Genomic DNA, 24258 nt, shown 5'->3' with positions numbered 1-24258 from the left:
CTCAATCGACGGATTTAATCCGGTATGTCCGGATACATTACAGCCAGAAAAATCTATTTTGACGGTATTCCCAGGGGCGTTGATTTGCGGGGTCCACTTAGAGCACCCCTTGAACGCGCGCTCGACTACCTGCCGTCAGGCACTGTCCTGCCGCTCCGCGGCGATCAGCGCATCCATGCGTCGCCTCACCTTGACGGCGCCTTCGTCCGTCCGAAGAAGCGCCGGTCGCAGCGACCAAAAGTCCGCATCGCCGATCCGCTCCTGCTGCGCGGCGATCATTGGCTCGTCCTCGGTCGCAAAGATACGCGCACGCGTCACACGGATCAGCTCGTTGAGTTCGGTATCATCGACACCAAAATTCCGAGTCGAAGCAAAGAAGTAGTGCGTTGTCCCCGCTGTCTCGGGTGTAAGAATGTGAACGTTGTCAACGTTGAGCGCCCCCAGCCGTGGCTGGCCTGTTGAGACCGCGCCACTTACAAGCTTCATTACGCCTGGGGCGCTCCAATCAACTTCCGACCAGCTATCAACCCGCGCGGTCTCGGCGGCCATAAATTTCGCAAAAATCGGGGTCGGCACGTCGTCGAATACGTGCCAGTGGATTCCAATGACGCCGTCTTCACGCTCGGTCACCTTCGCACGCGTACGACTGATCGATCCACCGCCTAGCGTGTCCGGATGGAGGTAATCCGTGTGCGAAAGATCGAGGATGTTGTCGACGAAGAGCTGGTAATGTCCCTTGCCGTTGACATATCCATTGTTGAAGGCGGTCTCAGCCACTGAAGACAGAAACGACAAGTCCGTGATACGGGAGGGATCAGCCAACTGCGTGTCGCCCATCCAGATCCAGATCGCCTTATGCGCGTCGACCACGGGGTAGCTGCGCACGTCGAGCGCGCGAACCACCGGGCCATGCGGGTTGCGCACGCAGGCGCCCGTCCCGTCGAAGCCAAGGCCGTGATAGGCGCAGACCACCTCCGCACCTTCCACAACGCCCCGGCTTAGCGGTGCGAAGCGATGGGGACAGCGGTCGAACAGCGCGTGTACCGCGCCGCCTTGCTCCCTGTACAGGAAGACGGGTTCGTCAAGCAGGGTCCGGGCAAGGCCTTTCCCGGGAACCAGCTCGTCGGCCCATGCCGCCATGTACCATGTGTTTCGGAGGTAGTTCATTAGACCTCTCTCTCAGTCGATCGGTGGAAGGCGAGCGCGAGACCGGCAAGCAGCGCGAAGCCGCCGAACAAGACCGACACTGTCGCGCGTTCGAACCCGACGGCGAACAGCCATCCCGCGCCGAGTGGTGCAACGGCGCTGGCTACACGCCCCGTCCCGATTACGAACCCACTCCCGGAGGCACGCGAAGCGTCGTCGAAGCCGCGCGCCAGTACTGCGTAGAAGCCCGCGGACGTTGCGAAGATCAAGAATCCCAAAATACCCGCCGCGAGCAGCAACACCGGCAGGGCGGCCGGAAGCGCGCCGAATGCCACGAGGACCACGCCGAGAACAGAGACCGCGATGGCGGTCAGTCGTTCCGGCCCGTACCGGCGTGCAACGGAGCCCATCACTAGACCACCCACGATCCCAAAAAGACTGAGAGTCGCTGAAACCAGGCTTCCCTGCGACGGAGTGAAACCCGCTTCGCTGACGAGTTGCGGCAGCCAGCTCAGCACATAATACACTACCGCTGCGGCAAGGATATTGACGATAGCAAGGCGGGCCGTCGAGGCGAGCCGATCGGCAGAGAAAACGCCGGCATAGCCGCGGACCCTCGGCGAGGTCGGCGGCAGTTCGGCAAGCGACGAGTGGTCGAACTTTGCAAGGAGCGCGTTCACGCGCGCGAGAGCGTCGGATCCGCCACGCGCAAGAAGGAACGCCGGCGATTCCGGCAGCAGTGCCGCAACTGTTACCAGCATCGCCGTTCCTATCGCCGCGCCTGCGACGAACACCGCCGGCCATCCCGACGATCGCAGCAGTGCGGCCGCGAGCAGGCCGCCGGCCAAGCCGCCGGCTGGATAACCGGTCGCCATCGCCGCGAGCGAGAACGAACGCCAGCGCGCATTCGAGAACTCGGCCGCCGCCGGAGCGATTACCGCCACACACGCACCGATGCCGAGGCCGGTACAGACACGCCACATCGCAAGCTGCGCGACGGTCGCGGCGGTGGCGCAGAGGAGCGATCCGATCGTCATCAGGAGCAGGCTTAGCAGGACCATTCGACGACGGCCGAAGACGTCCGCGAGCGGCGCCAGCAGGAACGACCCAAGCGCCATTCCCGCCAGACCGCTCGACAGCACCACGCCTAGCGCCACTTTGCCAACGCCCCAGTCGTGCGAGATCGCCGGCGCGGCGAACGTCACGGACAGCACGTCGTAACCGTCGAGGGCGGAGAGCGCGACTGTAAGGGCCACCGCCCGCACCTGCGCCCGGCTCATCGGAGCGTCGTCCAGCTGACGGCGAAGCCCATCGCAGGCGTTGGCAGCGGTCACGCGGCGGACACGCTGTCCCGCAGTCCGGTCGCATGCGCGAGCGCATCCGTCCAACACGCGCCCCGCCACGCTACGTGCTGGTCGGGACGCACTAGTGCCAAGGGGGCGCCGTAGAGCCGCTCGACGTCCACTCCTTCCGGGCGGACGACGGTGAACGGCACGCTGAGCCGGCCCGCCTGGCCAACGGCCCGGTCTACCTCTGCACCATCAACGCCCTCCGCGACGATGAGCGAAAAGCCCTGTCCAAAAAGGTCGTAAAGCGAGCGTCCGTCGGGGAGCCAGGCGTGCGGCGCCAGACACCCAGGGTGTCCTGAGGGACTATAGATCTGGCTGTCGTGCACGGGCGCGGGGGTTCCGTCGTCTGCAATCACGGGCGATTTCCCGTAGCAAAGCCCGAGCACTGTGCCGAGGGTATGAAACTCGCGCGCCTTGCTAGCCTGAACGCCCGCGCCGACCTTCGCGCGTATGGCCTCACCCCGCGGACTATCTTCCTCGATCTCGGGAGGAGGCAGAGCCACGTAAATCGCGTAGTTCGCCATCGCCTCATCGATTACCGCGCGGTGTACCGGTCGGCGTTCCGCCTCGTAGCTATCGATAAGCGCCTGTCCACCCCAGCCCTTCAGGACAGCGGCGATCTTCCAACCCAGATCGACGCCGTCGCCGACGCCCATGTTCATGCCATAGCCGCCTGCTGGCGGATGGATGTGGCAGGCGTCGCCGGCGAGAAGGATGCGACCTTGCGCATACTTGTCCGCGAGCAGTTCGCTCGCCGTCCAGCTGTCGGCGCTCACGACTTCGACGGGCACGTCAATGCCGGTGCGTTCGTGGATGAGAGCCGCTGCATCTTCTTTGGAGAGTGAGGTTCCAGGCTTGGCGCCGCCCGGGTTAAAGAACCAGAGATCGCCCTTGTCCATCGGTCCTACTGCGCTGAAGCCGTCCTTCCCGATCTGCCAGTAGATGGCAGCAGGTCCGAAACCATGCGCCTCGCTCATCCCGGGCGCGCGAAAGATGATATTGTAGTGATGCGACAGGCCGTGCCGCCCCTCTAGCTTCGCGCCGATCAGTTCGCGCACCGCGCTCCGGCCCCCATCCGCGCCGATCAGGTATTTCGCGCGAACCTCGAACTCGCCGTCCGCGTCCGTCCGCAAAGTCGCCGTCACGCCTTCGTCAGACTGCGTCGCCGTAACGAACCCGGTCTCGAAGCGCACCTCGACGCCCGGCAGCTCGCGGACCCTTTCCAGCATCACCGTCTCGAGCCGGTACTGCGGAACCCACTGCGCGTGCTCGGGATAGCGCTCATCGCGCTCGGGCGACGCGTTGAAGGCGTTCGCGAACCGGGCGAGCTCGTGTCCGCCCGCACCAAGCCGCGTAAGGAAGACCATGTTGTTGGGATAGTCCACACCAAACGGAGCTTCGGCGGCAAGCCGTTCCGCTATCCCCCAGCGTCGTAGGTGGGACCGCGTCCGCACGTTCGTCGTCTTGGCCCTCGGCGCCGCGCCCACGCGTGGGTTGCGCTCGATCAGAAGCACTTTCACCCCGCGAGAACCCAGCTCGATCGCGGCCGCAAGACCCACGGGACCCGCGCCCACTACCAGTACGTCCGTCTCGATCGCGTGCACCGTTCTAATCCTTCTCTCGACCATTTCGGCGACGATCACGCTCGCTGCGCGACCACTTTGTTTTCGATGGCGCCAATACCTTCAATCTCACAGCGAACGACGTCCCCTGCCTTGAGGAAGCTAGGCGGCGTCATTGCGATCCCGACACCATCCGGCGTGCCCGTCGCAAGCAGGTCACCGGCGTCGAGCGTGAAAGCGGTAGAGAGGTACGCGATCTGGTCCCACAAATCGTAGACGAGTTCGCTGGTGTTCCCGTCCTGACGCGGCTCGCCGTTGACGAAGGAGCGCAGCCGAAGAGCATGGGGGTCGGAGATCTCGTCCGCAGTGACAATCCACGGACCGATCGGACCATGGGTGTCGAACGATTTGCCGATGGTGAAGGTAGGGGAATGCCGCTGCCAATCGCGCGCCGAAACGTCGTTGCAGACCATGTAGCCGAACACGTGATCTTTGGCCTGCTCGCGAGACACGCGCTTGGCGCTTTTACCGATGACAACACCCAGCTCGACCTCGTAGTCCAGTTGCTCGGAAACCCCCGGGTCGGTGTCGTCGAACGGGCCGACCACGCAACTCGTTTGCTTGTTGAACCAGAACTGGTTGGTCGGCACGGGCTGGCCGAGCCGCTTTGCCTCCTCGATATGTTTGCGGTAGTTCATCCCGATGGCGAGGAACTTGCCCGGCCGTTCCACAGGCGCAAGCAGACGATGCTCGGCTAGGGGTCCATGCGCCGCAGCCGTTGTCAGCACCGCCTGGACCGCATCGAGCGCCTCGGCACCCCCCTCGATGATCGACAGCATCGTTGGATACTTGTCGGCGAGCGGTGAAAGGCTGACAACGTCCTCGCCGCGCAGTGCGCCCAGCGTCGGGCGTCCTTGTTCCTCAAAGCGCAACAGCCTCATCGTTACAGACTCCCCTACCAGTCGTTGCCCCCCGTTCATGACGAAGGCCGAATCGAGCCTTGCCACCAACAATATTTTGGAGCAATATATTTTATATGCTGAGATTGATCGAAACCCTGCCGGCCGAACACGCCGCGCCACGAAGCCAGACCAGTGCTACCTACGCCCGCCTCAAGGCGGACATTCTGGCGGGAAAGATTGATCCCGGTGAGAAGCTAAAGATCAATGATCTCGCGGCGCAGCTCAGCGTCAGCCCTGGAGCAGTCCGCGAAGCCCTCTCGCGTCTCGTGCCCGAGGGGTTTGTCGTATCCCGGGATCAGCGTGGTTTCACCGTTGCACCAATCTCGATCGACGACCTACTCGATCTCACGCGCTTGAGATGCGACATCGAAGAGATCGCTCTTCGACGCTCGGTCGCCGAAGGCGATGCTTCGTGGGAGGCCGCGGTCCTGTCCACCGCGCACCGGATGCGGCGGACCCCTCGGATCATTGATGAAACCCCGAACCTCGATTGGCTTGCGCAGCACGAGGCGTTCCACCGCGCTCTTGTCAACGGCGCCGAGAGTCCGCGGCTTCTGGCGCTGAATTCGCAGCTCTACCAGCAGCTTGAGCGCTACCGCCTGTTGGCATGGAACGTCGATCGCACCCGCGACGTCGATGCGGAGCATCAGGAACTCGTGGATGCCGCGCTCGACCGGGACGCTAATTCTCTCGTGGCGGCGGCGCGAGCGCATTTCGAGCGGACCGCGACCCTGATCGTTGGGGTCTCACGCGCAAACCCCGATACTGCCGCAGGCTAACGTCAGTGAGCTAAGCGCTCCGTCAGCATGATACTCCGCCCCGCGTATAAGGTCGCGGCTGGCTCGCAAGGATAACGATACATGAAGACCCGAGCCGCCGTTGCGTTTGAAGCCAAGCGACCGCTGGAAATCGTTGAACTCGACATCGAAGGTCCGAAGGCGGGCGAGGTGCTTGTCGAGATCATGGCAACCGGCATCTGCCACACCGATGCTTATACGCTCGACGGGCTAGACAGCGAGGGGCTGTTCCCAAGCGTGCTGGGGCACGAGGGGGCAGGGATCGTGCGCGAGTTGGGCGTTGGCGTGACCTCGGTTAAACCCGGTGACCATGTGATCCCTCTATACACCCCAGAATGTCGCCAGTGTAAGTCGTGCCTTTCGGGCAAGACAAATTTGTGCACCGCGATTCGCGCGACCCAAGGCAAAGGCCTGATGCCCGACGGCACCACGCGCTTCAGCTACAAGGGTGCGCCGATCTTCCATTACATGGGCTGCTCGACCTTCTCGAACTTCACCGTGCTGCCGGAAATCGCGGTGGCGAAAATACGCGATGATGCGCCGTTCAACAGCGCTTGCTATGTGGGTTGTGGCGTGACGACGGGTGTCGGCGCGGTGGTCAATACCGCCAAGGTGCAGGTCGGTGACAATATCGTCGTGTTTGGGCTTGGCGGGATCGGTCTCAACGTGCTCCAGGGCGCGCGGCTCGCCGGCGCCGGCAAGATCATCGGCGTCGATCTGAACCCTGACCGCGAGGAATGGGGTCGTCGCTTCGGCATGACCGACTTCATCGACGCGCGCGGCAAAAGCCGTGAGGAAACGATCGCGACGATCATAGCGCTGACCGATGGCGGTGCGGATTTTTCCTTTGACTGCACAGGCAACACCGAAGTGATGCGCACCGCGCTCGAGGCGTGCCATCGCGGCTGGGGCACCTCGATCATCATTGGGGTGGCCGAAGCCGGCAAGGAAATCTCGACACGGCCGTTCCAGCTCGTGACCGGGCGCAACTGGCGCGGGACGGCGTTCGGCGGAGCGAAGGGTCGGACCGACGTGCCAAAGATCGTCGACTGGTACATGAACGGCAAAATCGAGATCGACCCGATGATCACCCACGTACTGACCCTAGACGAGATCAATAAGGGGTTCGAGCTCATGCATGCTGGCGAGAGCATCCGTTCCGTCGTGGTGTTCTGATGGCACGTCTCACCGTCACCACGCGCGCAGGGATCACGAGGACCGTCGAAGGCGGGGCGGATCTTTCCGTCATGGAAGTGATGCGAGACGCGGGCTTCGACGAGCTGCTCGCCCTGTGCGGGGGTTGCTGCTCCTGCGCGACTTGCCATGTCCACGTGGCTCCCGAATGGGCGGCAAGACTGCCTACGATGAGCGCGGACGAGGATGATCTCCTCGACAGTGCCGCCGATCGCGACGTCACCTCGCGTCTGTCGTGCCAGTTACGATTCAACGACGATCTCGAGGGCCTTGCCGTTCGCATCGCCGCGGAGGACTAAAGGTGGCGATAGAAATAGTGTCGACCTGCCGTGCGCACGGAGGCGAGCAACTCGTTGTGCGCCACCAGAGCGTCGCGACCGGCACCGCGATGACGTTTTCTATCTACCTCCCGCCGCGTGCGCACGGGACGCTCCTGCCGGTCGTCTGGTACCTGTCCGGGCTGACGTGCACTCATGCGAACGTCACGGACAAAGGGGAATTCCGCCGAGCGTGTGCGAAACTTGGTCTTGCATTCGTAGCCCCGGACACCTCCCCTCGTGGAGCCGACGTTCCGGACGACCCGGACGGCGTCTACGACTTCGGTCTCGGCGTGGGGTTCTACGTGGACGCAACGGAACCGCCATATTCGGCGAACTATCGGATGTGGTCCTACCTCGTTGAGGAACTGCCAAGGCTCGTCGCCGCCGAATTTCCGATAGACCTCGGCAGACAGGGCATCACCGGGCATTCGATGGGTGGCCACGGCGCGCTGACCATCGGGTTGGCCAATCCGGGACGCTATCGTTCCGTGAGCGCCTTCGCCCCGATCGTCGCTCCCTCGAAAGTGCCTTGGGGACGAAAAGCCCTGGCCGGATATCTTGGGGATGACCTGTCAGCGTGGCGCCGACACGATGCCGTCGCGCTCATCGAGGACGGCGCACGCGTACCTGCGATTCTCGTCGATCAGGGGGAGGCCGACCAGTTCCTGACCGATCAGCTTCGGCCGGAGCTTCTGAGTGCGGCATGCGAGGCGGCTGGTATCGACCTCACATTGCGGATGCAGCCGGGCTATGATCACAGCTACGGCTTCATCTCGACGTTCATGACGGACCACCTCGTCTGGCACGCGGAGCGGCTGAAATGAGCGGCGCGTTCGACGTCGTGATCGTCGGCACGGGCCACGGCGGTGCGCAGACGGCGATCGCGCTACGCAAGCACGGCTTCGAAGGTTCGATCGGGATGATCGGCGAAGAACAGTTTCCCCCTTACGAGCGCCCGCCTCTGTCGAAGGACTACCTCGCCGGCTCTAAGTCGTTCGAACGCCTGTTAATCCGGCCCGCGCAGTTCTGGGCCGAACGCAGCATCGAAATCATTTCCGGCCAGCGGGTCGAGACCGTCGATCCCACGCGGCGCGAAGTGACGACGTCCGGAGGCCTGCGCGTTGCGTACGGGTCGCTTGTCTGGGCCGCAGGCGGCAGCGCGCGTCGCCTAGGGTGCGAAGGTCACGACCTTGCCGGCGTGCACTCCATCCGCAACAAGGCCGATGTCGACGCGATGGTCGACGAGCTCGTCGCGGTCGAACGCATCTGCGTGATCGGCGGCGGCTTCATCGGACTCGAGGCGGCGGCGGTGCTGACCAAGCTTGGCAAGCAAATCACCGTGATCGAAGCGCAAGAGCGCGTGCTGTCACGGGTCGCCGGGCCTGCTCTGTCGCGATTCTTTGAAATCGAGCACCGGTCGCACGGAGTGGATCTGCGACTCGGGGTCGGGGTGGACCGAATCCTCGGGGATGGCGACCGGGTCACCGGCGTCCGACTGGCCGATGGCAACGATATTCCGTGTGACATGGTGATCGTCGGAATCGGCATCGTTCCCGAAATGGGTCCGCTGCTGAACGCCGGCGCGAGGTGCGGCAACGGAGTAGAGGTCGATGCCTATTGCCGAACGTCGCTGCCGGATGTCTACGCCATTGGAGATTGCGCACTGCACGGAAACGTTCATGCAGACTGGACTCAGGTGAGACTCGAGTCCGTGCAGAACGCGAACGACATGGCCATGACGGTCGCTAAGACACTGTGCGGCGGATCCGAACCCTATTGCGCGGTACCCTGGTTCTGGTCCGAGCAGTATGATCTTAAGCTGCAGACCATCGGACTGTCATCGGGTCACGACGTCGAGATCGTCCGCGGCGATCCCGCATCGCGCAGCTTCTCGATCGCCTACCTGCGTGCGGGCAGGGTCATCGCCTTCGACTGCGTGAACGCGGTGCGCGACTACGTGCAGGGCAAGGGCTTGATCCTCCGCGTCGTCGATTTAGTCCGCCTCGGCGACCCGTCGATCTCGCTCAAGGACGTTGCGTCTGCCGCGGAACGCGGAACGCCCAGTTCCAAAGCAACCAAGCCCACCGTCGGCGCGCGCGCCGTATGACAACAATGACAGGAGGACAGTGATGCCCCGCGTTTTTAGATTGGCCTATGTAGACCTCGCAACCCCGTCGCTAGACGACGCCCGTGCTTATTATGACGGCGTGCTCGGTGCCACGACGGTGCAGCAGACCGGAGATGCGGCCTATCTCAGCCTCGGCCTCGACCATCACAACATCGCTCTTCGGAAAGGCGATCGACCGGGTTTAACCGCTATCGGCCTACAGGTGGGGCCAGGGGTGGAACTCCCTGATCTGCAACGGCGCATAGCCGAGATGGGTCTGCGGGTTGAGAGCAAAAGTGACGCGCGACCCGGCGTGCCGCGACTGCTGGAGGTGACGGATCTGGGAGGTCACACGTTCCAGCTGCTGCCCGAGATCGCGGCCGCGGGCCCCGGTTTTAGTGGCCGCGGCGTAGATCCCGTCCGGGTTGGACATGTCGCGATCCTGACCACTGACGCATCGGCCGTTCTCGGATTCCTGACCAATGGGCTCGGCTTCTCGACTACCGACTGGTTCGAGGATTTCGTGACCTTCGTCACGTGCAACCGTGACCATCATGTCCTGAACGTCATCCAGGCTCCCTTTGCGACACTCCATCACCTCGCGTTTCAGCTTGAAGGCCGCGACCACCAATTCCGGGCCGCGGACCATCTCGCCCGAGAGAAAGTACCCACACTATGGGGCCCTTCGCGGCATACCGCTGGGCATAACGTGGCGTCCTACCACCACGGTGCCGATAGTGCCGTGATCGAGCTCTACAACGACATGGACGTCTTCATCCCCGAGATGGGCATGTGTGAACCACGTCCGTGGCACGGTGATCTGCCGCAGCGCCCGAAGCATTGGCCGATTACCGAAATGACACGGTGGGAGACGCGTTACGAATTCGACTTCGTGACGGCTGCGCTTGGCGGTCCTCCGGAATTGTAATTGAGTTTGGCGGGGCCGCGTTGACGGTCCCAGCCGCTGCCGACATCGCGGCCTCACTTCAAAGCGCGAGAGTCGCACTGGGCAGGCGAAACTCCTGTGGTCACTCCAGCGATCAACCGAGATTGAGGACAGCAGCCTCGATCTCACCGGCAAGCGCCTGATCGTTGCTGGCGCCGCGAGACCGCTTACCTAGGATTGCCGCCAAGTTCATAGGGGAAGTTATGGCGTTCGTTCTGAGTAGACGTGACATGTTAGCGGCTTGCGGGGGAGCCGTAGTGGTCCCGCCGGCGTTATGGGCCCATGCGGAGTCGGGTGATGAGCGCTACCGAACAGCCGTGGTCATCGACGGCAACCTGGTCCTCTCGACGCTAAATGGCGATGCTCTGGTGGATGCTGCCACCATTTCCCGCGTCAGGAAGTCTGGCTTGACGGCGCTGAAGCAAACGCTGGGAGGCGCCGGAGGATATGCCGACGCCACTAAGGACATCGCCGACATGGAGAGGTCGATCGCGAGCAACGCTCAGCTGTTCTCCCATGTGTTGACCGTGTCCGATATCGCATCGGCGAAGCGCTCCGGTCATGTCGGGGTCATTTTCTCCTTCGAGTCGGCCGACATGCATGAGGGGCGTCCGGAGCGCGTCGATTATTTCCGCAGCCGCGGCGTCCTCGTCATGGGCCTGAGCTACAATGTGCAGTCCGCCTTCGGAAGCGGCGTAATGGTCAAGAACGGCACCGGACTGACCCGAGCGGGTCACGAGGCGGTCGGACGAATGAACAAGGCGGGCGTCACCGTCGATCTCAGTCATTCCGACGAGCCGTCGAGCTTCGATGCGTTAGGCATCGCCACCCGCCCGGCTCTTATAACCCATGCTGGATGTGCCGCGGTTCACGCTCATCCGCGTAACAAGTCCGACAGACTGTTGCGGGCGGTGGCCGATGGCGGAGGAACGATCGGCATCTACGACCTGTCCTATCTCGGCAACTACCCGGCCAACCCGACCCTGGACATCTACATGCGGCATCTGACCCATGCTCTCGCCGTGTGCGGCGAGGATCACGTCGGCATCGGCAGCGACACGGATCTGCTGGCCACCGACACCTCGCCTGCGAATGTGGCCGAATGGGACAAGGGCGAAGCCGAACGGAAGGCCGCCGGAACTATGGCGCCCGAGGAGGGTCCGCTACCCTACGTGGTCGGTCTGAACGGACCATCTCGCTGGCGGACGATAGATGCCAAACTTGCCAAGAGCGGATACCCCGCTCGCGTCCGCGACAAGGTTCTGGGAACGAATTTCGAAAGGGTCTTCCGCGAGACTTGGTGATGACTTTTTCACAGTTGCGAAGCCGCGTTTGCGTCCCCCGCAACGCACCCAGGCAGTTGCAAACCCGCCAGGAAACCTAAGATCGCCTCGTTCACCGCAAGGCTGGCTTCGCCTTGGGGCTAATGCCCAATCCCTTCCAGCGCGATGAACTCAGGAAGGTTGGGCAGGGACGGGCGCAGGCTCTGCGCTGTGGTGGCCCGTACCTTCATTAACCCGTCAGCCTTTCCGGGCAGGAAGAACGAACGCTGCCGTATCGTTGCACCAGAGAACACTCCGGCCATGTCGAAGAAGGACGAAGGTAGCCTGAAGGTCGCAGGTTACGCGGCTTGTCACAAGGAGTGATGTTTGACGGCATCCTCCCAAGGCGGCGCTGGAATAAAGCCCTTCACGAGCGCGCCGATAGCCGCACGGACCTTTGGCAGCATGTCCTTCGAGCGGTGCCAGAGGACGTGGATGACCTCGCCCTCGACGGGAACGCCGGCCAGGACAGCTTCCAGGCGCTTGGATCGGATGTCGTCGGCGATCAGCCAGGTCGGGAGGTGAGCGACGCCAAGCCCGGCGAGGGCTGCGTCCCGCAACGCCTCACCGTGGTTGATCCAGTGGCGCGCCCTCATTCTCATCTCGGTTGGCGTGGCGCCCGGGACCGCGTGCCGCCATGGACGGGTGAAGCCGTCCCTGGCGAACACCAGGCAATCGTGGCTCGCCAACTCCTCCGGGCTTCGTGGGCGCCCCCGGGTGTCTAGGTAGAACGGCGCGGCGCAGGTCACCCAGCACTGCGTACCGAGCCGACGGCCTACCAGACTGGCTTGGTTTCCCGGGTCGCCGATTCGGACAACCAAGTCGAGGCCGTCCTCGACAAGATCGACGACGCGGTCAGAGAACGAAATCTCCAGATCGAGTTTGGGGTGCATTCGTGCGAGCGGATGCAGCAGTGGCGCAACCCACATCCGTCCGAGCGAGAGGGGCAGGTTGACCCGAAGGCGGCCCGACACCTCCTGCTGGCGCGCGGCAAGCTGGGCCTCGGCACGGCCGAGTTCGGCCAGGACCGCCACGCAACTGGCATAATATGCCTGCCCCTCCGCTGTCATGCTGAGACTTCGGGTGGTGCGGTCCAGTAGCCGCACACCGAGGCGCTGCTCGAGGCGGGCGACGCTCTTGCCGATAGCGGACTTCGACAGCCCAGCGCGTGCTGCGGCGGCTGTGAAGCTTCCGCTCTCGACCGCGTGGACGAAGGCCGCAACGCCTTGCAGGTGAGATAGCGGACTGGAACCCATGAATTGGCGACCGATAGGAGGAACTGTTGCGCGAATGTCTCGCGATTGCGGACCTACTGTTACCAGCGGGAGTACCCACATGCCAATCAAGGCGTGCAGCGAAGAGCTTGCGCGCCGAATGCCGGAGCACCTGCCGGCGCAGCACCTCAGCGGGGAAGCCTCCATGAATATTACAACGCAATCGCCCTCGACAGCGACGGTTCGGGCCTTCGAGCTTTCAGGCTTCGGCTACGATCACGTGGGCGAGGTCCGGCGCCCGGACCGGCAGGTGGGACCAGGTGAGGTCAGGGTGCGGATGCGCGCCGCCTCGATCAACTACCGCGACCATGTCGTCATCACCGGGAGGTACGGCATTCCGGAGAGCGCCTTGCCGTTCGTGCCCATCTCGGACGGCGCCGGAGAGGTGGTCGAAGCCGGGTCCGGCGTAGAACGGGTCAGGGTTGGTGACCGGGTGACCACGCTGATGACGCGGGACTGGATCTCCGGTCCACTCCGGCCGGACCGGCACGCCGCGCAGAACGGCGGACCCCTGGACGGTGTCCTGGCCGAAAGCGTGGTGCTGCCCGAGCGGGCGGTGTCCCACTTTGCGGACTATCTGGACTTTGACGAGGCCGCGACCCTGCCGATCGCCGCCCTGACGGCCTACACGTCCATCGTGGAGTCGGGAGTAGGACCTGGTGACACCATGCTCGTCACCGGGTCGGGCGGCGTGTCGATTTTCACGCTTCAACTGGCCAAGCTGTTCGGCACGAAGGTCGTCATCACCACGGGCCAGCTTGACGCTCGCGGCCCCAGGCTGAGGGCGCTGGGCGCCGACCTGGTCCTGGACTATGGAACGAGCGACTGGCCGCAGGCCGTGCTGGCCGCGACGGGTGGGCGGGGCGCGGACGCTGTCATGGAGACGGGCGGCCTGTCGGCCTTTGCGCAGGTGCTGGCGGCCTTGCGCCAGAACGGCTTCGTGGCCCTGGTCGGCTTCCGCGCGACCACCGGCGGGATGGTGCCGGACGTGACCTTCCCGCTGCTGACGAAGAACGTCCGCCTGAGCGGCATCGCTCCGGGTAACCGCGACGGTTACGAGGCGCTGCAACGGGTCCTGGACCAGAGCAGGTTGCGCCCGGTGATCGACAGCCGCTTCCCGTTCGCCGACTCCGCAGCGGCACTGGACCATGCGATCAACGGCCGCCCATTCGGTAAAGTCGTCATCACTTTCCCCTAATGCAGGCCGAACCATAGCGCCGTATGGTTCGGCACCGTTTTCAACAGATAAGCGTGTGCATAGACAATGCTAAGCGTCAATCTATCATCAATGTCAGGGGTTTTCTCGGCACACTCGTCAACGTTTGTGCGAGGATTGATAAACGATATCGTTGGGATGATGCAGCCCCATCGGCTGCGCTCTAGCGAAACGCTCCTCGCGCGTGCCGTCCGGTTCAGGCATCACTTCGGTCCAGTCGAATACGACCTTTCGGTTCTTTATTTTCCACATCCCGTCGCGCTTCTCGAACCAATCTACGTAGCGCCCCTTCTGATGGGCACGGAAAAAGCCGCTGGGTCCAGGTAGCTGCTGCCAGGCGGAGAAATACGTCTCGACTAACGCGCCAGCGTCCTGGAAGTCGATCAGGATATTGTGCATCTGGTGGATGCCCGGCTCCGTCGCCGCGATCGCCCTCATCGCGAAATCAACGAAGCCGGTCGCGCTGCCCGAATAAGCACCGTGATTGTCGGTAGCGTCGGGCCAATAGGCACCGCGCAACGCCGCCTCATCACCGCGATCGACACCGCGGCAATAGCGGAACAGACAATCCCTGATCGCTTCGCGATCGAGCAGCTCTTGTAAATCGTTCATCTCAGTCCTTCCAAGTTCTACCAGCTCCGAAGCCTGCATGAAGGCAGCTTGCGAAGTCGAGATCGTCACCTGCCGATCGCGAATCGCATCCGAGGCGTATCGCGCGACGGGGCAGACGTCCTTACTCAGCCAAAGACCTTCTCAATCTCCTTGCCGAAAATCGCGTCAACATTCTCGATCGGGTTAGATCAACGTGCTACGCGAAGCCCCTCCACCAGGAGAGCCGTCATCTGACCTGCATGGTCGGGCTTTCCGGGATAGGTCGACATGCACAAAGTCGACACCGCGCACAGCAACTCGGCTGCATCGACATCTGGTCTCGCTTCGCCGGCCGCGACCGCGGCGTCGTAGAGCTTCTGCGCGGTCGGGCGAAGCCGTTGGTCGAAATGTGCAAAGACACCGACAAACACCGGATCGCCGGAACTCAGCGCCTTGGCCAGACCGCGCTTGGTGCCGATGAAGGCAGCATAGGCTTGCATCCATTTGGCCAACGCTTCGAATGGCGTACAATCGGCGGCAAGGCTGTTTGCCGCGTCCGCAATGGCAACCATCTCACTTTGGAATACGGCAGCGATCAGGTCGGCCCGTTGAGGGAATCGGCGGAAGAGCGTGCCCATGCCGACGCCGGCCCGTTCGGCGATCTCGCGGGTCGTCGCGTCCACTCCTGTCGTGGCGAACAGCTCCCTTGCCGCCGTGATCAGCGCATCGATGCTCCGCTGCGCGTCGGCACGGAGGCGACGTTCTCCCCCTACAATCGGCGCGGCTCCGGTCATCCGCTCGGTTGATAATACCTTCGCCACGTATCTCACTTGCTAGAAGGAGCATTGCTCCGTATATAGACGGAGCGCCGCTCCTAAAACTATTTAATCAGGCGAAGCGGCGCGCACAATATCCGGAGATCATCATGCAGGACAAAACGGTCGCGCTCGTCACAGGCGCCAACCAGGGCATCGGCCTTCAGATCGTCAAGGATCTGGCGGCAAAGGGGCTTACCGTTCTTCTGGGTTCACGCGACTTGGACCGCGGGAAGGCAGCCGCCGATGCGGTGGGACCAAACGTCGTTGCTGTGCAGCTGGACGTGACGGATCAGGCGTCGATCGCGGCGGCGGCGGACCGGATCCGTGCAGAGTTCAACCGCCTTGACGTGCTGGTCCAGAACGCGGCCATAGCGACGGCCGGCAATCATCATCCGGTTACGCCCCAGGAGTTTTTGGCGGCCAACCGTCCGAGTGTCGTTTCCCTTGATGAAATGCGCGCCGTATGGGACACCAACGTCTTCGGCGTGCTCGCCGTCTATCAGGCCATGTTGCCGATCCTGCGCGATACGCCGAACTCTCGTATCGTCAACGTCTCCAGTGGTGCTGGTTCACTGACGATGGCATCCGACCGGAGCTCCCCGATGTACGGGTCCTTCGACGCGACCTATGCAGCATCGAAGACCGCTCTCAACGGCTTGACTGTTGCGATGGCGATCGAGCTGGAGCGCGAAGGCATTAAAGTAAATGCCGTGTCTCCGGGCTATACCAAAACGAGGATGAGTCCTGGCGGGACGGATACCGTCGAGGACGGTGCTGCCGAAGCTGTGCGGGTCGCAATGCTGGGTTCCGATGGACCCACCGGCAACTTCACTCATGCCACGTACGGTGTCATTCCATGGTGATGTCAGAAACTGATGGCCACTTTTTGACCAACATAGTTGGCAGGGCCAGAGACGATGTTTGCCTAGGCACGCAATTAGGGTAGTCCCTGTCCTACGCCACGTGAGCCGTAAGCGGTAAGCGTCCGGCCGATACCGCCGACGTGAAAAGCTATGCGGCTTTCCGATCCATAGGCGGACTCTGGCGCCGGCGGCGATTGGGTCTCGTAAATGAAGCGGTGGAGAGCGGTCATGTTCGGAGCAACAACCACTGCGGACGAGGTTTTGCGGGACACCGATCTAGGCGGCCGCCGGGTGCTGGTGACCGGCGTATCGGCGGGTGTCGGCGTGGAGACCGCTCGCGTTCTCCTCGATCACGGCGCTCATGTCGTGGGTGCCGCCCGCGACCTGGGCAAGGCGCAAGCAGCGACGGCGCAAGTGGCTCCAGGAGGTTTGTCGACCGAGCGGCTTCGATTCGTCGAGCTTGATCTTGCCTCGCTCGCGAGCGTTCGCGCCTGCGCTGATGCCTTGCTGGAGGTGGGCGAACGGTTCGATGTCGTCATCGCCAATGCCGGTGTGATGGCGATGCCAAAGGGAACAACCGCGGACGGGTTCGAGACGCAGTTCGGGACCAATTATCTCGGGCACTTCGTTTTGGTGAACCGCATCGCCAAGCTATTCAAACCCGGCGGTCGGCTTGTCATGGTCTCCTCGGCGGGCCATCGCGGTGCCGATGTCGACCTGGACGATCCGAACTTTGAGCGGACTACCTATGACCCGCTCACTGCATATCGCCGTTCCAAGACCGCCACCATCCTCTTTGCCGTCGAGTTTGATCGCCGACACCGAGCCGGGGGTGTTCGCGCCACGTCGGTTCATCCTGGCGCGGTGCTCACCGACACCACGCGCAAGTTGATCGAAGCTCAGCCTTCCGCCGCCTCCGCGTTTGCATGGAAGACGGTCGGGCAGGGTGCGGCGACATCGGTGTGGGCTGGGCTGGTCGCGCCTGCCGACGAGGTGGGCGCGCGATACTGTGAAGACTGCCATGTCGCTGAGGTGACTGATGATCCGGCCATATCATCTGGCGTTCGCTCATACGCGCTCAATCCCGAGCGTGCGCGCTCCTTATGGTCGAAGACCGAGGAACTGGTCGGCGAGCAGTTTTGACGCGAAACAACTGTTCGACTGTCGATGAGATATAAGCAAGCAATGTAGCCCAAGAGCTGACATAATCAGGCTGCACGAGCACGCTGATCGAAGCTCGCCCGTGCATCTTCAACGATGGCAAAGTGACGTATTGTCCAGGCGTACAGGGCTTTGAACGGCTCCTGCAGCGAGCGACCAAGTTCGGTGATCTCGTACTCCACCGCGACGGGGGATAGCGGAATGACGCGACGAGAAACCAGACCGTTGCGTTCCAGCCGGCGCAGGCACTGCGTCAATGCTTTTTGCGTCACGCCCTCCAGCAGTCGTTTGATGACATTGAAGCGCAAGGGTCCGTCGTCGAGGACGGTCAGCACCATCATCGACCATTTGTCGGCGATTTGATCGAACAGCAGCCGGCTGGGGCAATTTACGGTGAAGCGCTGAGGTTCAGTCATGAGGTTTCCTCGAATATACCTAGGCGACATGCAGTGCGTTATTGACGCCAGGTTTCTTCGATATACCTGGTGTGGGTCTGGATCAACGGAGCCCATAGTCATGACCGCCATTGCCACGAGTGCCCTGTTTCGCCCCCTCCGCCTAGGCACGATGGAACTGCCAAACCGAATCGTTATGGCGCCCATGACGCGGACGTTTGCGCCTGACGGCCTCCCCGGTGAGGCGAACGCCGCCTATTACCGGCGCCGTGCGGAAGGTGGGGTCGGTCTTATCCTCTCGGAAGGAACCGTGATCGATCGCCCGGCATCCCGAAACGAGCCCGGTATACCCTTCTTCCACGGCGACGCGGCGCTCAGCGGATGGAAGCAGGTGATCGACGCGGTGCATGGCGCGGGCGGCCGGATGGGACCACAGATTTGGCACACGGGCTCGGTGAGCGGGATGAGCGGATGGGAGCCAGAGGCCGTCATCGAAAGCCCGTCCGGCCTGCTTGCGCCGGATCAACCAAGAGGCGTGGCGATGAGCGAGGAGGCAATCGCGGACACGGTGGCGGCGTTCGCCAAGGCGGCCGCCGCGGCAAGGTCGCTCGGCTTCGATACGGTCGAACTGCACGGCGCGCACGGCTACCTCGTCGACCAGTTCTTCTGGTCGGGCACCAACCATCGCACCGATCGCTATGGCGGCACCTCAATTCGCGAGCGGTCGCGCTTCGCGGGCGAGGTCGTCGCGGCAATTCGGTCAGCGGTTGGTCCCGACTTCCCCCTTATCTTGCGCGTCAGCCAGTGGAAGCAGCAGGATTATGCCGCCCGGCTCGCGGAAACGCCCGACCTCATGACTGACTGGCTTCTGCCGCTGGTTGAGGCTGGCGCCAATGTGTTGCACTGCTCGCAGCGGCGCTTTTGGGAGCCGGAGTTTCCGGACATAGACGGCGAGAATGGTCTGAACTTTGCTGGCTGGGCGAAGAAGCTGACAGGTGCCACGACGATCAGCGTCGGATCTGTCGGCCTTTCGGGCGACTTCATGGCTGCGTTCGGTGGCGAATCTTCGACCAGCGTGGGATTGGACCGGCTCGTTAGCCGCATGGAGCGCGATGAGTTCGATCTGATCGCGGTCGGGCGCGCCCTTATCAGCGATCCGCGATGGGCCGCCAAGGTACGTGCAGGTGACGCCAATGGCCTCAAGGGCTTTGAGCCGGCCGCCTTGGGCGAGTTGGTCTAAGCCTATCTGAAACAAATCGTGGCCGTGATCCTAAATGGCGGATCGCGGCCAAAAAGCTTGCCGTAAAGCAGGCTTTGGAGGGCGCGCGATCTTTCATGACGACCGCTTCGACGGCGTTTAATGATGTGTGCGGAGCGCCCGGAATGAGATCATTCGTCGAACGCCGGCGGTCCCATCAACAAAGGTCAGAGGTTTGACGGAATACCGGTCATCTCGGCGCTGGTTTCCCAGAGGTCGAGGGCGTTGCGCGTGTCATACGATGCCACCGACGACCTCGTCTCGTGCCCATTGGAAAAGTATTTTCCGGTGGTCGGTCCTTCGCTCCCCGAGGCCAGCAAGGCAAGCCGCCGCCCCGAGGTGGCCGGGCTATGAATGTTCTTCATGAACAGCGCCAACAAGGGTAGGATATACCTCGATATGAAGCGAAGCGGCGCTGAGTAGGTCCGCGCCAGCGCGGTCGCGGGCATCAGGCCGGGATCGAACGCGTTGACCCGCAGCGAATGGAGCCGTGGTTCCGCCAATGCCGCCAGACGCCGCGTGTATTCGTAGCTCGTGTAGATATTGCAGAGCTTGGATGTCGTATAGCGGCGTTGGCCAGCCTGCATGCCAGGCTCAAAGTCGTGTGCCAGGGCCTGAGCGGTCGTGTAGCGCGGCTCGGGCATGCCGGTCCTCTGTGCGGGGTCGTGCGTTCCGCTCGACGTGAAGGTAATCTGCGCATCCGCCGCAAGGTCGGGTAGCATCAGGCGCGTCAGCAAGTAATGGCCCAGATGATTGACCGCAAAGGTCGTCTCGTAGCCATCCCTGGTTTTCGTAGGAACGGCGACATTCTGTCCACCCGCGTTGCAAACGAGACCAGCCAGCGGCGGGAAGTGACGATCCCGACACGTGTCGACAAACCTGCGAATCGACCCCTGATCGGCCAGATCCAACGGCAGCACCGTAACATTGTCGTGAACGCCTTTCATTCGGGCAACGGCTTGTTCGCCTTGGCGCACATCCCGGCAAGCGACGACGACGACGTTGCTGCTGTCCTGGGCCAAGACCGACGCGCACTCAAAGCCTAGTCCGCTGTTTCCACCGGTAACAACGAACGTCCGGCGCCCTTGCGCTTGCTCAGTTATGCCAGTCACAACGTCGATCATAACGCCCTCCTTAGTTGACGTTGTCAACGTGGGCAGTCGGGTTGACGTTGTCAACGTCACCGTGCCATGTTTGTTGGATGGTCGAAACCACCAAGGAGCAGCTTGTCTCGGCCGCGTCGAAACTTCTCGACAGCGGCGGCCAGAGCGCCGTAACGCTGCGCGCCGTCGCCGAGCAGGTGGACGTCTCGCACAACGCGCCCTACCGGCACTTCCGAGATCGGAGCGCATTGCTCGCCGCGGTCGCCGAACGGGACTTCGTCTACTTGCGCGAGGCGTTCGAGGCACAGAATAACAGAGTTGGGCAGGCCGAGACGGTCTTGCGCAACTCCGTGGCGGTGCTGATCGACTACGCCCGCGAGCACAAAGCGCGCTACCGGCTGCTGTTCAGCGATCCTGGGTTGTTGCCCGGGCCAAGTCTGACACGCGCAGCGCTAGCGTCGTTTCAGGCATTCAGTTTGATCGTTGCTCGATGCCAGCAGGATCGCGTCCTGCCGCAAGGCGAAACCGCGGGCCTGACTGGACTGATCTACGCGACGCTGCACGGCGCAATCGATCTGGAGCTGGGCGGACGCGCCAGCGAAACAAAGGGGTTGGGCAGTATTGAAGGCACGATCGGCTTGCTAATCGACGTCCTCACAACCCGTAGCCGTAGCAAGGCTTGAAAACATCGTGCCGATTTGCAGGCTCGCGCTGGCCGGGCACTTAGCGAACGCTAGCATATTCCACGCGAAGTGACCGAGCCTGAATGTCTGCATGAGGGCCGCCTGCGGCAGAGACGTACGGCGCCGACTGTCCGGACGTTAGTTTTCGATTGTGAACTTGGCCATCGCCGACCAGTCCTGATCGCCGAACCCGGCGTCCACTGCCTGAGCCATGCGCTCATGCACGGCATTCAACATAGGCAGCGCCTTGCCCATATCCCTGGCGGCTTCCCGCGCGAGGCGGAGGTCCTTGAGGCCGAGGGTCGCCTTGAAATCGGGCTGGTATTCGCTCCTGGCGATGTTGTTGGAATAGACTTTATACGACCGGCTGCCGAACAACGTGCCGAGGATGAGCGCGAAAAACTCCTCGCGTGGCAGTCCGTTCGTCTCGGTCAGCACCACGGCTTCCGCCATTGCTTCGATCGCCCTGGCGATCATCATGTTACACGCAATCTTGGCGGCATCGGCGGTCGGCGCATCTGCGCCCACCGGCCAGATTCGGCCACTAATTACCTCGAAGATCGGGCGGATGGAATCGATCGCTTTCGGGTCGCCACCGACTAGGATGTTGAGTTCGCCCTTTTGCGGCAACATCGGGCCGGCCGAGCGCGGGCGCAGCGACCTAGCCAACGCCGGCGCGGGAGTGTGCTGCCACGAGATTCTGCGAGAAGGCGACCGAAATCGTCGCCGTGACGACATGGACCAGTCCGGCGCGAGCGCCCTAAGCAGATCGGGCGCCAGCACGACGGCGCGGATCGCGTCGTCGTCCGACAGCATGGTCAGGACCGCATCGGCATCGAAGGCCTCGGCAGCAGTTTCTACCATCGTCACCCCGGTGATCGCGCCACCAGAGCGGTTCCACGCCCGGACGTGATGCCCCTCCGCAGCAAGATTTTTTGCCCTCGCGCTTACCCTGGCGCCTAGGCCGATAAAGCCAATCTGCATGTGTTGTATCCTTGAGGTATCGAGAATGAGGCGGTTACCTATCTGGCACATGCTCAAAACGACGCTCCTGATTATTCTTCGTTTGCGGGAACACACCTGTCAAAGAAGCTGATTATTGGCCGCTTTGAAGATGGTTCGGATCTTCGGACGAACCCCGGGCTACGTACGAGCGCCGTATCGACCTGCATTGCCCAAGGGGTAGGCGCCTGTACGGCAACACATCAAAACGCCGGCTGCGCGAGGAAGTGCGCTGCAACCTCGCCTGTCGCTGATCCTACTAACCCCCACTCGAAGCTCGCGCACGGCATTGATGAACGTTCAGCACAAACTGGCAAGGGCGGTTCCGTGAGGCCTCCATCTTCCGCTCGCGGGTTCGAGCAAACGGTGCGGCGCCGCGTAGAGGCCGCGCTGGTCGTCCCCAAACACGCGGCGATCAACGCTTCGAGGAGCCGGCCCGTGGGGTTAAACGTAGCAAACCCGTCCGTCAGGGACCAAATTCGCCTTGCGAGTGGGCAGGTCGGCCGCGGGTTCGATCAGCCCCCGGATCGCGAGGCCAAGCCGATCGATCTTCCAGATTATTGCGTCACGCCAGCACGCCGGAAAATTGAAAGCGTGTCGAGCGTCGACTGGCGCCTTGCAAGATGGTGTTTTGGGCAGCGCCGTCCTTTCTGGCGCGGCATGGTGTCGTGATACCATGGAGCAGCTTCGCCGTGCCCCACAACTCGCGTTTACTGAAGCGATCCGGTCCAGCGACTAGACCGTCACAGACCCGCGGGGAAAAGGCCACCGCATCGACGGTCCTGTGCGGTTGGCGGCCAACAATAGGCAGATGCTGCTAGCCGCCGCATGGCGTGATCCGGGGTCGCCTCTAGACAATCCTTCGTATTCGCAAAGGCTCTCAGCAAGGATCACAAAACATCGGACCTGATCATCCACGCCGTCGACTCGCCATTTGGCCGCCCAGCGTCCCGCAGACTATCTTGCCAAATAGCACGACCGGTCGTATTGACGCGCATGGCTGCCCAAACCACCAAGGACTTGTTGCTCGACACCGGACTCAGGCTGCTGAGCGTCGAAGGCCTGTCTGGCGTGACGCTCGGCATGCTCGCGCGCGAGAGTGGCCTCTCGAAGAGCGGGCTGTTTGCGCACTTCAATTCCAAGGCGCGGCTGCAACTGGACCTGCTCGGACGCATGGTCGTGGTCGCACGGAAGCATGTCGTTGAGCCGGCCCTTGCGGAACCAGAGGGATTGCCGCGGCTGCTGGCGCTGGTCGAGCGGTGGCTGGGCTGGTCGGCTCGTGCGGGACTGCCCGGTGGGTGCCCTGTTGCGGCTGCCTTGTTCGAACTCGACGATCTGGAAGGGGAGGTACGCGCCTATGGTGTCCAGCTCGAGCAGCAATGGCGAGGAATGCTCGACGCACTTGTCCGCCGGGCGGTCGAGCTCCGCCATTTAAGGTCCGAGACCGACGCGGCGCAGATCGTGTGGGAGTTGTGCGGGATCTATCTAACCCACCACGCTTCCGCCCGCTTCCTGCGCGATCCCGCCGCGGACTCGCGAGCGCGCACTGCACTTGCCGCGCTCGTCGAACGACACGCGACTCAACCCCAAGAAAGGCCGGTTTTATGATCGCCATGCCTACGCACGTCTCCGTTTTGGGCGTGATCTCGCCCATTGTCGTCGCCTTCGTTTTCATTGCACTGTGCGCGTTGATCCGCGAGCCGGGGCGGCAGAAGTTCAGTGCTGTGTTCGTCGCCGGCGCGGGCGCGGCCTATTTCCGCGGCGGGTTTGGACCGTGGGAACTGGCGTTCTGCGCCGTCATCACGCTGCTCGCTTTCCATGGTCTGGCGGACTACCGCGCAATCGGGGTCGCTTGGCTGCTCCACAGCGGTTGGGATATTGCTCACGATCTGTATGGCAATCCGATGATTCCGTTTGCGCCTTCGTCCTCCTTCGGCTGCTTCGTCTGTGACCCGTTCATCGCCGGTTGGTATCTCCTGGGCGCGCCGTCGCCTTGGGGCCGCGCTCCGGCGGCCAGTCAACAGCGAGGATGATGAAATGGAGCAGCAAGAAACGGCGCAATTGCAAAGGCTTGAGCTAAGCTCGCTTGTGGAGGCGACTACGCTGTTACTACTGGTCGCGGTTGCCGTCCCTTTGAAGCATCTCGTCGGTATGCCGATGCCGGTACGCGTGATGGGCCCGATCCATGG

At 62.7% G+C, this 24258-nt stretch carries 24 protein-coding genes; 14 read left to right on the top strand and 10 right to left on the bottom strand.

The features are described 5' to 3' along the window. Window positions 1-135: 135 nt before the first annotated feature. From L8K25_RS20890 to L8K25_RS20875, 4 genes are read right to left on the bottom strand one after another with little or no spacing between them, the layout of a single operon-like run. Window positions 136-1167 carry an aromatic ring-hydroxylating dioxygenase subunit alpha gene (locus tag L8K25_RS20890; protein WP_242140953.1) on the bottom strand — a complete coding sequence of 344 codons (1032 nt, stop codon included), beginning with the start codon at window positions 1165-1167 and terminating at the stop codon, window positions 136-138. Further along, window positions 1167-2426, bottom strand: a complete 1260-nt coding sequence (locus L8K25_RS20885; RefSeq protein WP_242140952.1) for an MFS transporter — start codon at window positions 2424-2426, stop codon at window positions 1167-1169. Before L8K25_RS20885 ends, L8K25_RS20890 begins: the two co-directional genes overlap by 1 nt. A 50-nt stretch (window positions 2427-2476) precedes the next feature. After that, window positions 2477-4123, bottom strand: a complete 1647-nt coding sequence (locus L8K25_RS20880) for an FAD-dependent oxidoreductase (protein WP_277923762.1) — start codon at window positions 4121-4123, stop codon at window positions 2477-2479. Between the two features lie 11 nt (window positions 4124-4134). After that, complete coding sequence (locus tag L8K25_RS20875; protein WP_242140950.1) at window positions 4135-4998, bottom strand: fumarylacetoacetate hydrolase family protein; 864 nt, start codon at window positions 4996-4998, stop codon at window positions 4135-4137. A 95-nt stretch (window positions 4999-5093) separates the two neighbouring features. Here L8K25_RS20875 and L8K25_RS20870 point away from each other — a divergent pair, with 95 nt between their 5' ends. From L8K25_RS20870 to L8K25_RS20840, 7 genes are all read left to right on the top strand, one after another. Next, window positions 5094-5798, top strand: coding sequence for a GntR family transcriptional regulator (locus tag L8K25_RS20870; RefSeq protein WP_242140949.1), 705 nt, complete (start codon window positions 5094-5096; stop codon window positions 5796-5798). An 81-nt stretch (window positions 5799-5879) separates the two neighbouring features. Beyond that, a complete protein-coding gene (locus L8K25_RS20865) occupies window positions 5880-6992 on the top strand; it encodes an S-(hydroxymethyl)glutathione dehydrogenase/class III alcohol dehydrogenase (protein ID WP_242140948.1) in 1113 nt (370 codons plus the stop codon). Beyond that, window positions 6992-7309, top strand: a complete 318-nt coding sequence (locus tag L8K25_RS20860) for a 2Fe-2S iron-sulfur cluster-binding protein (protein ID WP_242140947.1) — start codon at window positions 6992-6994, stop codon at window positions 7307-7309. Before L8K25_RS20865 ends, L8K25_RS20860 begins: the two co-directional genes overlap by 1 nt. A 2-nt stretch (window positions 7310-7311) precedes the next feature. Next, the gene (gene fghA, locus L8K25_RS20855) at window positions 7312-8154 is read left to right on the top strand and encodes an S-formylglutathione hydrolase (protein WP_242140946.1); all 843 of its coding nucleotides are present in this window, start codon (window positions 7312-7314) and stop codon (window positions 8152-8154) included. Beyond that, window positions 8151-9437 carry an FAD/NAD(P)-binding oxidoreductase gene (locus tag L8K25_RS20850; protein WP_242140945.1) on the top strand — a complete coding sequence of 429 codons (1287 nt, stop codon included), beginning with the start codon at window positions 8151-8153 and terminating at the stop codon, window positions 9435-9437. The genes fghA and L8K25_RS20850 overlap by 4 nt, the downstream gene beginning before the upstream one ends. A 22-nt stretch (window positions 9438-9459) precedes the next feature. After that, window positions 9460-10365 (top strand): VOC family protein, encoded by a 906-nt coding sequence (locus L8K25_RS20845; protein WP_242140944.1) that lies wholly within the window; start codon window positions 9460-9462, stop codon window positions 10363-10365. 275 nt (window positions 10366-10640) lie between these two features. Then, complete coding sequence (locus tag L8K25_RS20840) at window positions 10641-11687, top strand: membrane dipeptidase (RefSeq protein WP_242140943.1); 1047 nt, start codon at window positions 10641-10643, stop codon at window positions 11685-11687. A 329-nt stretch (window positions 11688-12016) separates the two neighbouring features. On the opposite strand, the gene L8K25_RS20835 is transcribed toward L8K25_RS20840, so the two are convergent. Continuing rightward, a complete protein-coding gene (locus L8K25_RS20835) occupies window positions 12017-12961 on the bottom strand; it encodes a LysR family transcriptional regulator (protein WP_242140942.1) in 945 nt (314 codons plus the stop codon). Window positions 12962-13040: 79 nt separating this feature from the next. On the opposite strand from L8K25_RS20835, the gene L8K25_RS20830 reads away from it, so the two are divergent. Next, on the top strand, window positions 13041-14177 hold the full coding sequence (locus L8K25_RS20830; RefSeq protein WP_242140941.1) for an NAD(P)-dependent alcohol dehydrogenase: 1137 nt from the start codon (window positions 13041-13043) through the stop codon (window positions 14175-14177). Window positions 14178-14294: 117 nt separating this feature from the next. Here the strand turns inward: L8K25_RS20830 and L8K25_RS20825 are convergent, their stop codons facing one another. Together L8K25_RS20825 and L8K25_RS20820 are read right to left on the bottom strand one after the other, a co-directional pair. Then, window positions 14295-14876, bottom strand: a complete 582-nt coding sequence (locus tag L8K25_RS20825) for a nuclear transport factor 2 family protein (protein ID WP_242140940.1) — start codon at window positions 14874-14876, stop codon at window positions 14295-14297. Window positions 14877-14995: 119 nt separating this feature from the next. Then, complete coding sequence (locus L8K25_RS20820) at window positions 14996-15607, bottom strand: TetR/AcrR family transcriptional regulator (RefSeq protein WP_242140939.1); 612 nt, start codon at window positions 15605-15607, stop codon at window positions 14996-14998. A gap of 104 nt (window positions 15608-15711) precedes the next feature. Here L8K25_RS20820 and L8K25_RS20815 point away from each other — a divergent pair, with 104 nt between their 5' ends. Next, window positions 15712-16467 carry an SDR family NAD(P)-dependent oxidoreductase gene (locus L8K25_RS20815; protein ID WP_242140938.1) on the top strand — a complete coding sequence of 252 codons (756 nt, stop codon included), beginning with the start codon at window positions 15712-15714 and terminating at the stop codon, window positions 16465-16467. 228 nt (window positions 16468-16695) lie between these two features. After that, a complete protein-coding gene (locus L8K25_RS20810) occupies window positions 16696-17610 on the top strand; it encodes an SDR family NAD(P)-dependent oxidoreductase (RefSeq protein WP_242140937.1) in 915 nt (304 codons plus the stop codon). Between the two features lie 65 nt (window positions 17611-17675). Here L8K25_RS20810 and L8K25_RS20805 read toward each other — a convergent pair whose 3' ends face one another. Further along, window positions 17676-18044: a helix-turn-helix domain-containing protein gene (locus tag L8K25_RS20805; protein WP_242140936.1), complete on the bottom strand. Its 369-nt coding sequence runs from the start codon at window positions 18042-18044 to the stop codon at window positions 17676-17678. Between the two features lie 100 nt (window positions 18045-18144). Between L8K25_RS20805 and L8K25_RS20800 the strand changes: the two genes are divergently transcribed. After that, window positions 18145-19263, top strand: coding sequence for an NADH:flavin oxidoreductase (locus tag L8K25_RS20800; RefSeq protein ID WP_242140964.1), 1119 nt, complete (start codon window positions 18145-18147; stop codon window positions 19261-19263). A 185-nt stretch (window positions 19264-19448) separates the two neighbouring features. On the opposite strand, the gene L8K25_RS20795 is transcribed toward L8K25_RS20800, so the two are convergent. Further along, window positions 19449-20405: an SDR family NAD(P)-dependent oxidoreductase gene (locus tag L8K25_RS20795; RefSeq protein WP_242140935.1), complete on the bottom strand. Its 957-nt coding sequence runs from the start codon at window positions 20403-20405 to the stop codon at window positions 19449-19451. A 77-nt stretch (window positions 20406-20482) separates the two neighbouring features. Between L8K25_RS20795 and L8K25_RS20790 the strand changes: the two genes are divergently transcribed. Next, the gene (locus tag L8K25_RS20790; protein WP_242140934.1) at window positions 20483-21067 is read left to right on the top strand and encodes a TetR/AcrR family transcriptional regulator; all 585 of its coding nucleotides are present in this window, start codon (window positions 20483-20485) and stop codon (window positions 21065-21067) included. 138 nt (window positions 21068-21205) lie between these two features. On the opposite strand, the gene L8K25_RS20785 is transcribed toward L8K25_RS20790, so the two are convergent. After that, complete coding sequence (locus L8K25_RS20785) at window positions 21206-22051, bottom strand: NAD(P)-dependent oxidoreductase (RefSeq protein WP_242140933.1); 846 nt, start codon at window positions 22049-22051, stop codon at window positions 21206-21208. A gap of 1014 nt (window positions 22052-23065) precedes the next feature. Between L8K25_RS20785 and L8K25_RS20780 the strand changes: the two genes are divergently transcribed. Both L8K25_RS20780 and L8K25_RS20775 read left to right on the top strand, forming a co-directional pair. Then, window positions 23066-23677: a TetR family transcriptional regulator gene (locus L8K25_RS20780; protein ID WP_242140932.1), complete on the top strand. Its 612-nt coding sequence runs from the start codon at window positions 23066-23068 to the stop codon at window positions 23675-23677. Next, window positions 23674-24102: a DUF6010 family protein gene (locus L8K25_RS20775; protein ID WP_242140931.1), complete on the top strand. Its 429-nt coding sequence runs from the start codon at window positions 23674-23676 to the stop codon at window positions 24100-24102. The genes L8K25_RS20780 and L8K25_RS20775 overlap by 4 nt, the downstream gene beginning before the upstream one ends. Window positions 24103-24258: the final 156 nt, after the last annotated feature.

The organism is Sphingomonas sp. TREG-RG-20F-R18-01 (assembly GCF_022662475.1).
Classification (GTDB): Bacteria; Pseudomonadota; Alphaproteobacteria; order Sphingomonadales; family Sphingomonadaceae; genus Sphingomonas.
This window is presented reverse-complemented; position numbering and strand designations above follow the sequence as displayed.

Excerpts from the sequence above, each read along its gene's own strand:
- L8K25_RS20850 (WP_242140945.1), top strand. The coding sequence starts at position 8,151 with ATGAGCGGCGCGTTCGACGTCGTGATCGTCGGCACGGGCCACGGCGGT.
- L8K25_RS20775 (WP_242140931.1), top strand. The coding sequence starts at position 23,674 with ATGATCGCCATGCCTACGCACGTCTCCGTTTTGGGCGTGATCTCGCCC.
- L8K25_RS20835 (WP_242140942.1), bottom strand. The coding sequence starts at position 12,961 with ATGGGTTCCAGTCCGCTATCTCACCTGCAAGGCGTTGCGGCCTTCGTC.
- L8K25_RS20860 (WP_242140947.1), top strand. The coding sequence starts at position 6,992 with ATGGCACGTCTCACCGTCACCACGCGCGCAGGGATCACGAGGACCGTC.
- L8K25_RS20890 (WP_242140953.1), bottom strand. The coding sequence starts at position 1,167 with ATGAACTACCTCCGAAACACATGGTACATGGCGGCATGGGCCGACGAG.
- L8K25_RS20875 (WP_242140950.1), bottom strand. The coding sequence starts at position 4,998 with ATGAGGCTGTTGCGCTTTGAGGAACAAGGACGCCCGACGCTGGGCGCA.
- L8K25_RS20795 (WP_242140935.1), bottom strand. The coding sequence starts at position 20,405 with ATGATCGACGTTGTGACTGGCATAACTGAGCAAGCGCAAGGGCGCCGG.
- L8K25_RS20805 (WP_242140936.1), bottom strand. The coding sequence starts at position 18,044 with ATGACTGAACCTCAGCGCTTCACCGTAAATTGCCCCAGCCGGCTGCTG.
- L8K25_RS20800 (WP_242140964.1), top strand. The coding sequence starts at position 18,145 with ATGACCGCCATTGCCACGAGTGCCCTGTTTCGCCCCCTCCGCCTAGGC.
- L8K25_RS20865 (WP_242140948.1), top strand. The coding sequence starts at position 5,880 with ATGAAGACCCGAGCCGCCGTTGCGTTTGAAGCCAAGCGACCGCTGGAA.
- L8K25_RS20780 (WP_242140932.1), top strand. The coding sequence starts at position 23,066 with ATGGCTGCCCAAACCACCAAGGACTTGTTGCTCGACACCGGACTCAGG.
- L8K25_RS20785 (WP_242140933.1), bottom strand. The coding sequence starts at position 22,051 with ATGCAGATTGGCTTTATCGGCCTAGGCGCCAGGGTAAGCGCGAGGGCA.
- L8K25_RS20845 (WP_242140944.1), top strand. The coding sequence starts at position 9,460 with ATGCCCCGCGTTTTTAGATTGGCCTATGTAGACCTCGCAACCCCGTCG.
- L8K25_RS20810 (WP_242140937.1), top strand. The coding sequence starts at position 16,696 with ATGTTCGGAGCAACAACCACTGCGGACGAGGTTTTGCGGGACACCGAT.
- L8K25_RS20870 (WP_242140949.1), top strand. The coding sequence starts at position 5,094 with ATGCTGAGATTGATCGAAACCCTGCCGGCCGAACACGCCGCGCCACGA.
- L8K25_RS20830 (WP_242140941.1), top strand. The coding sequence starts at position 13,041 with ATGCCAATCAAGGCGTGCAGCGAAGAGCTTGCGCGCCGAATGCCGGAG.
- L8K25_RS20790 (WP_242140934.1), top strand. The coding sequence starts at position 20,483 with ATGGTCGAAACCACCAAGGAGCAGCTTGTCTCGGCCGCGTCGAAACTT.
- L8K25_RS20885 (WP_242140952.1), bottom strand. The coding sequence starts at position 2,426 with ATGAGCCGGGCGCAGGTGCGGGCGGTGGCCCTTACAGTCGCGCTCTCC.
- L8K25_RS20815 (WP_242140938.1), top strand. The coding sequence starts at position 15,712 with ATGCAGGACAAAACGGTCGCGCTCGTCACAGGCGCCAACCAGGGCATC.
- L8K25_RS20880 (WP_277923762.1), bottom strand. The coding sequence starts at position 4,123 with ATGGTCGAGAGAAGGATTAGAACGGTGCACGCGATCGAGACGGACGTA.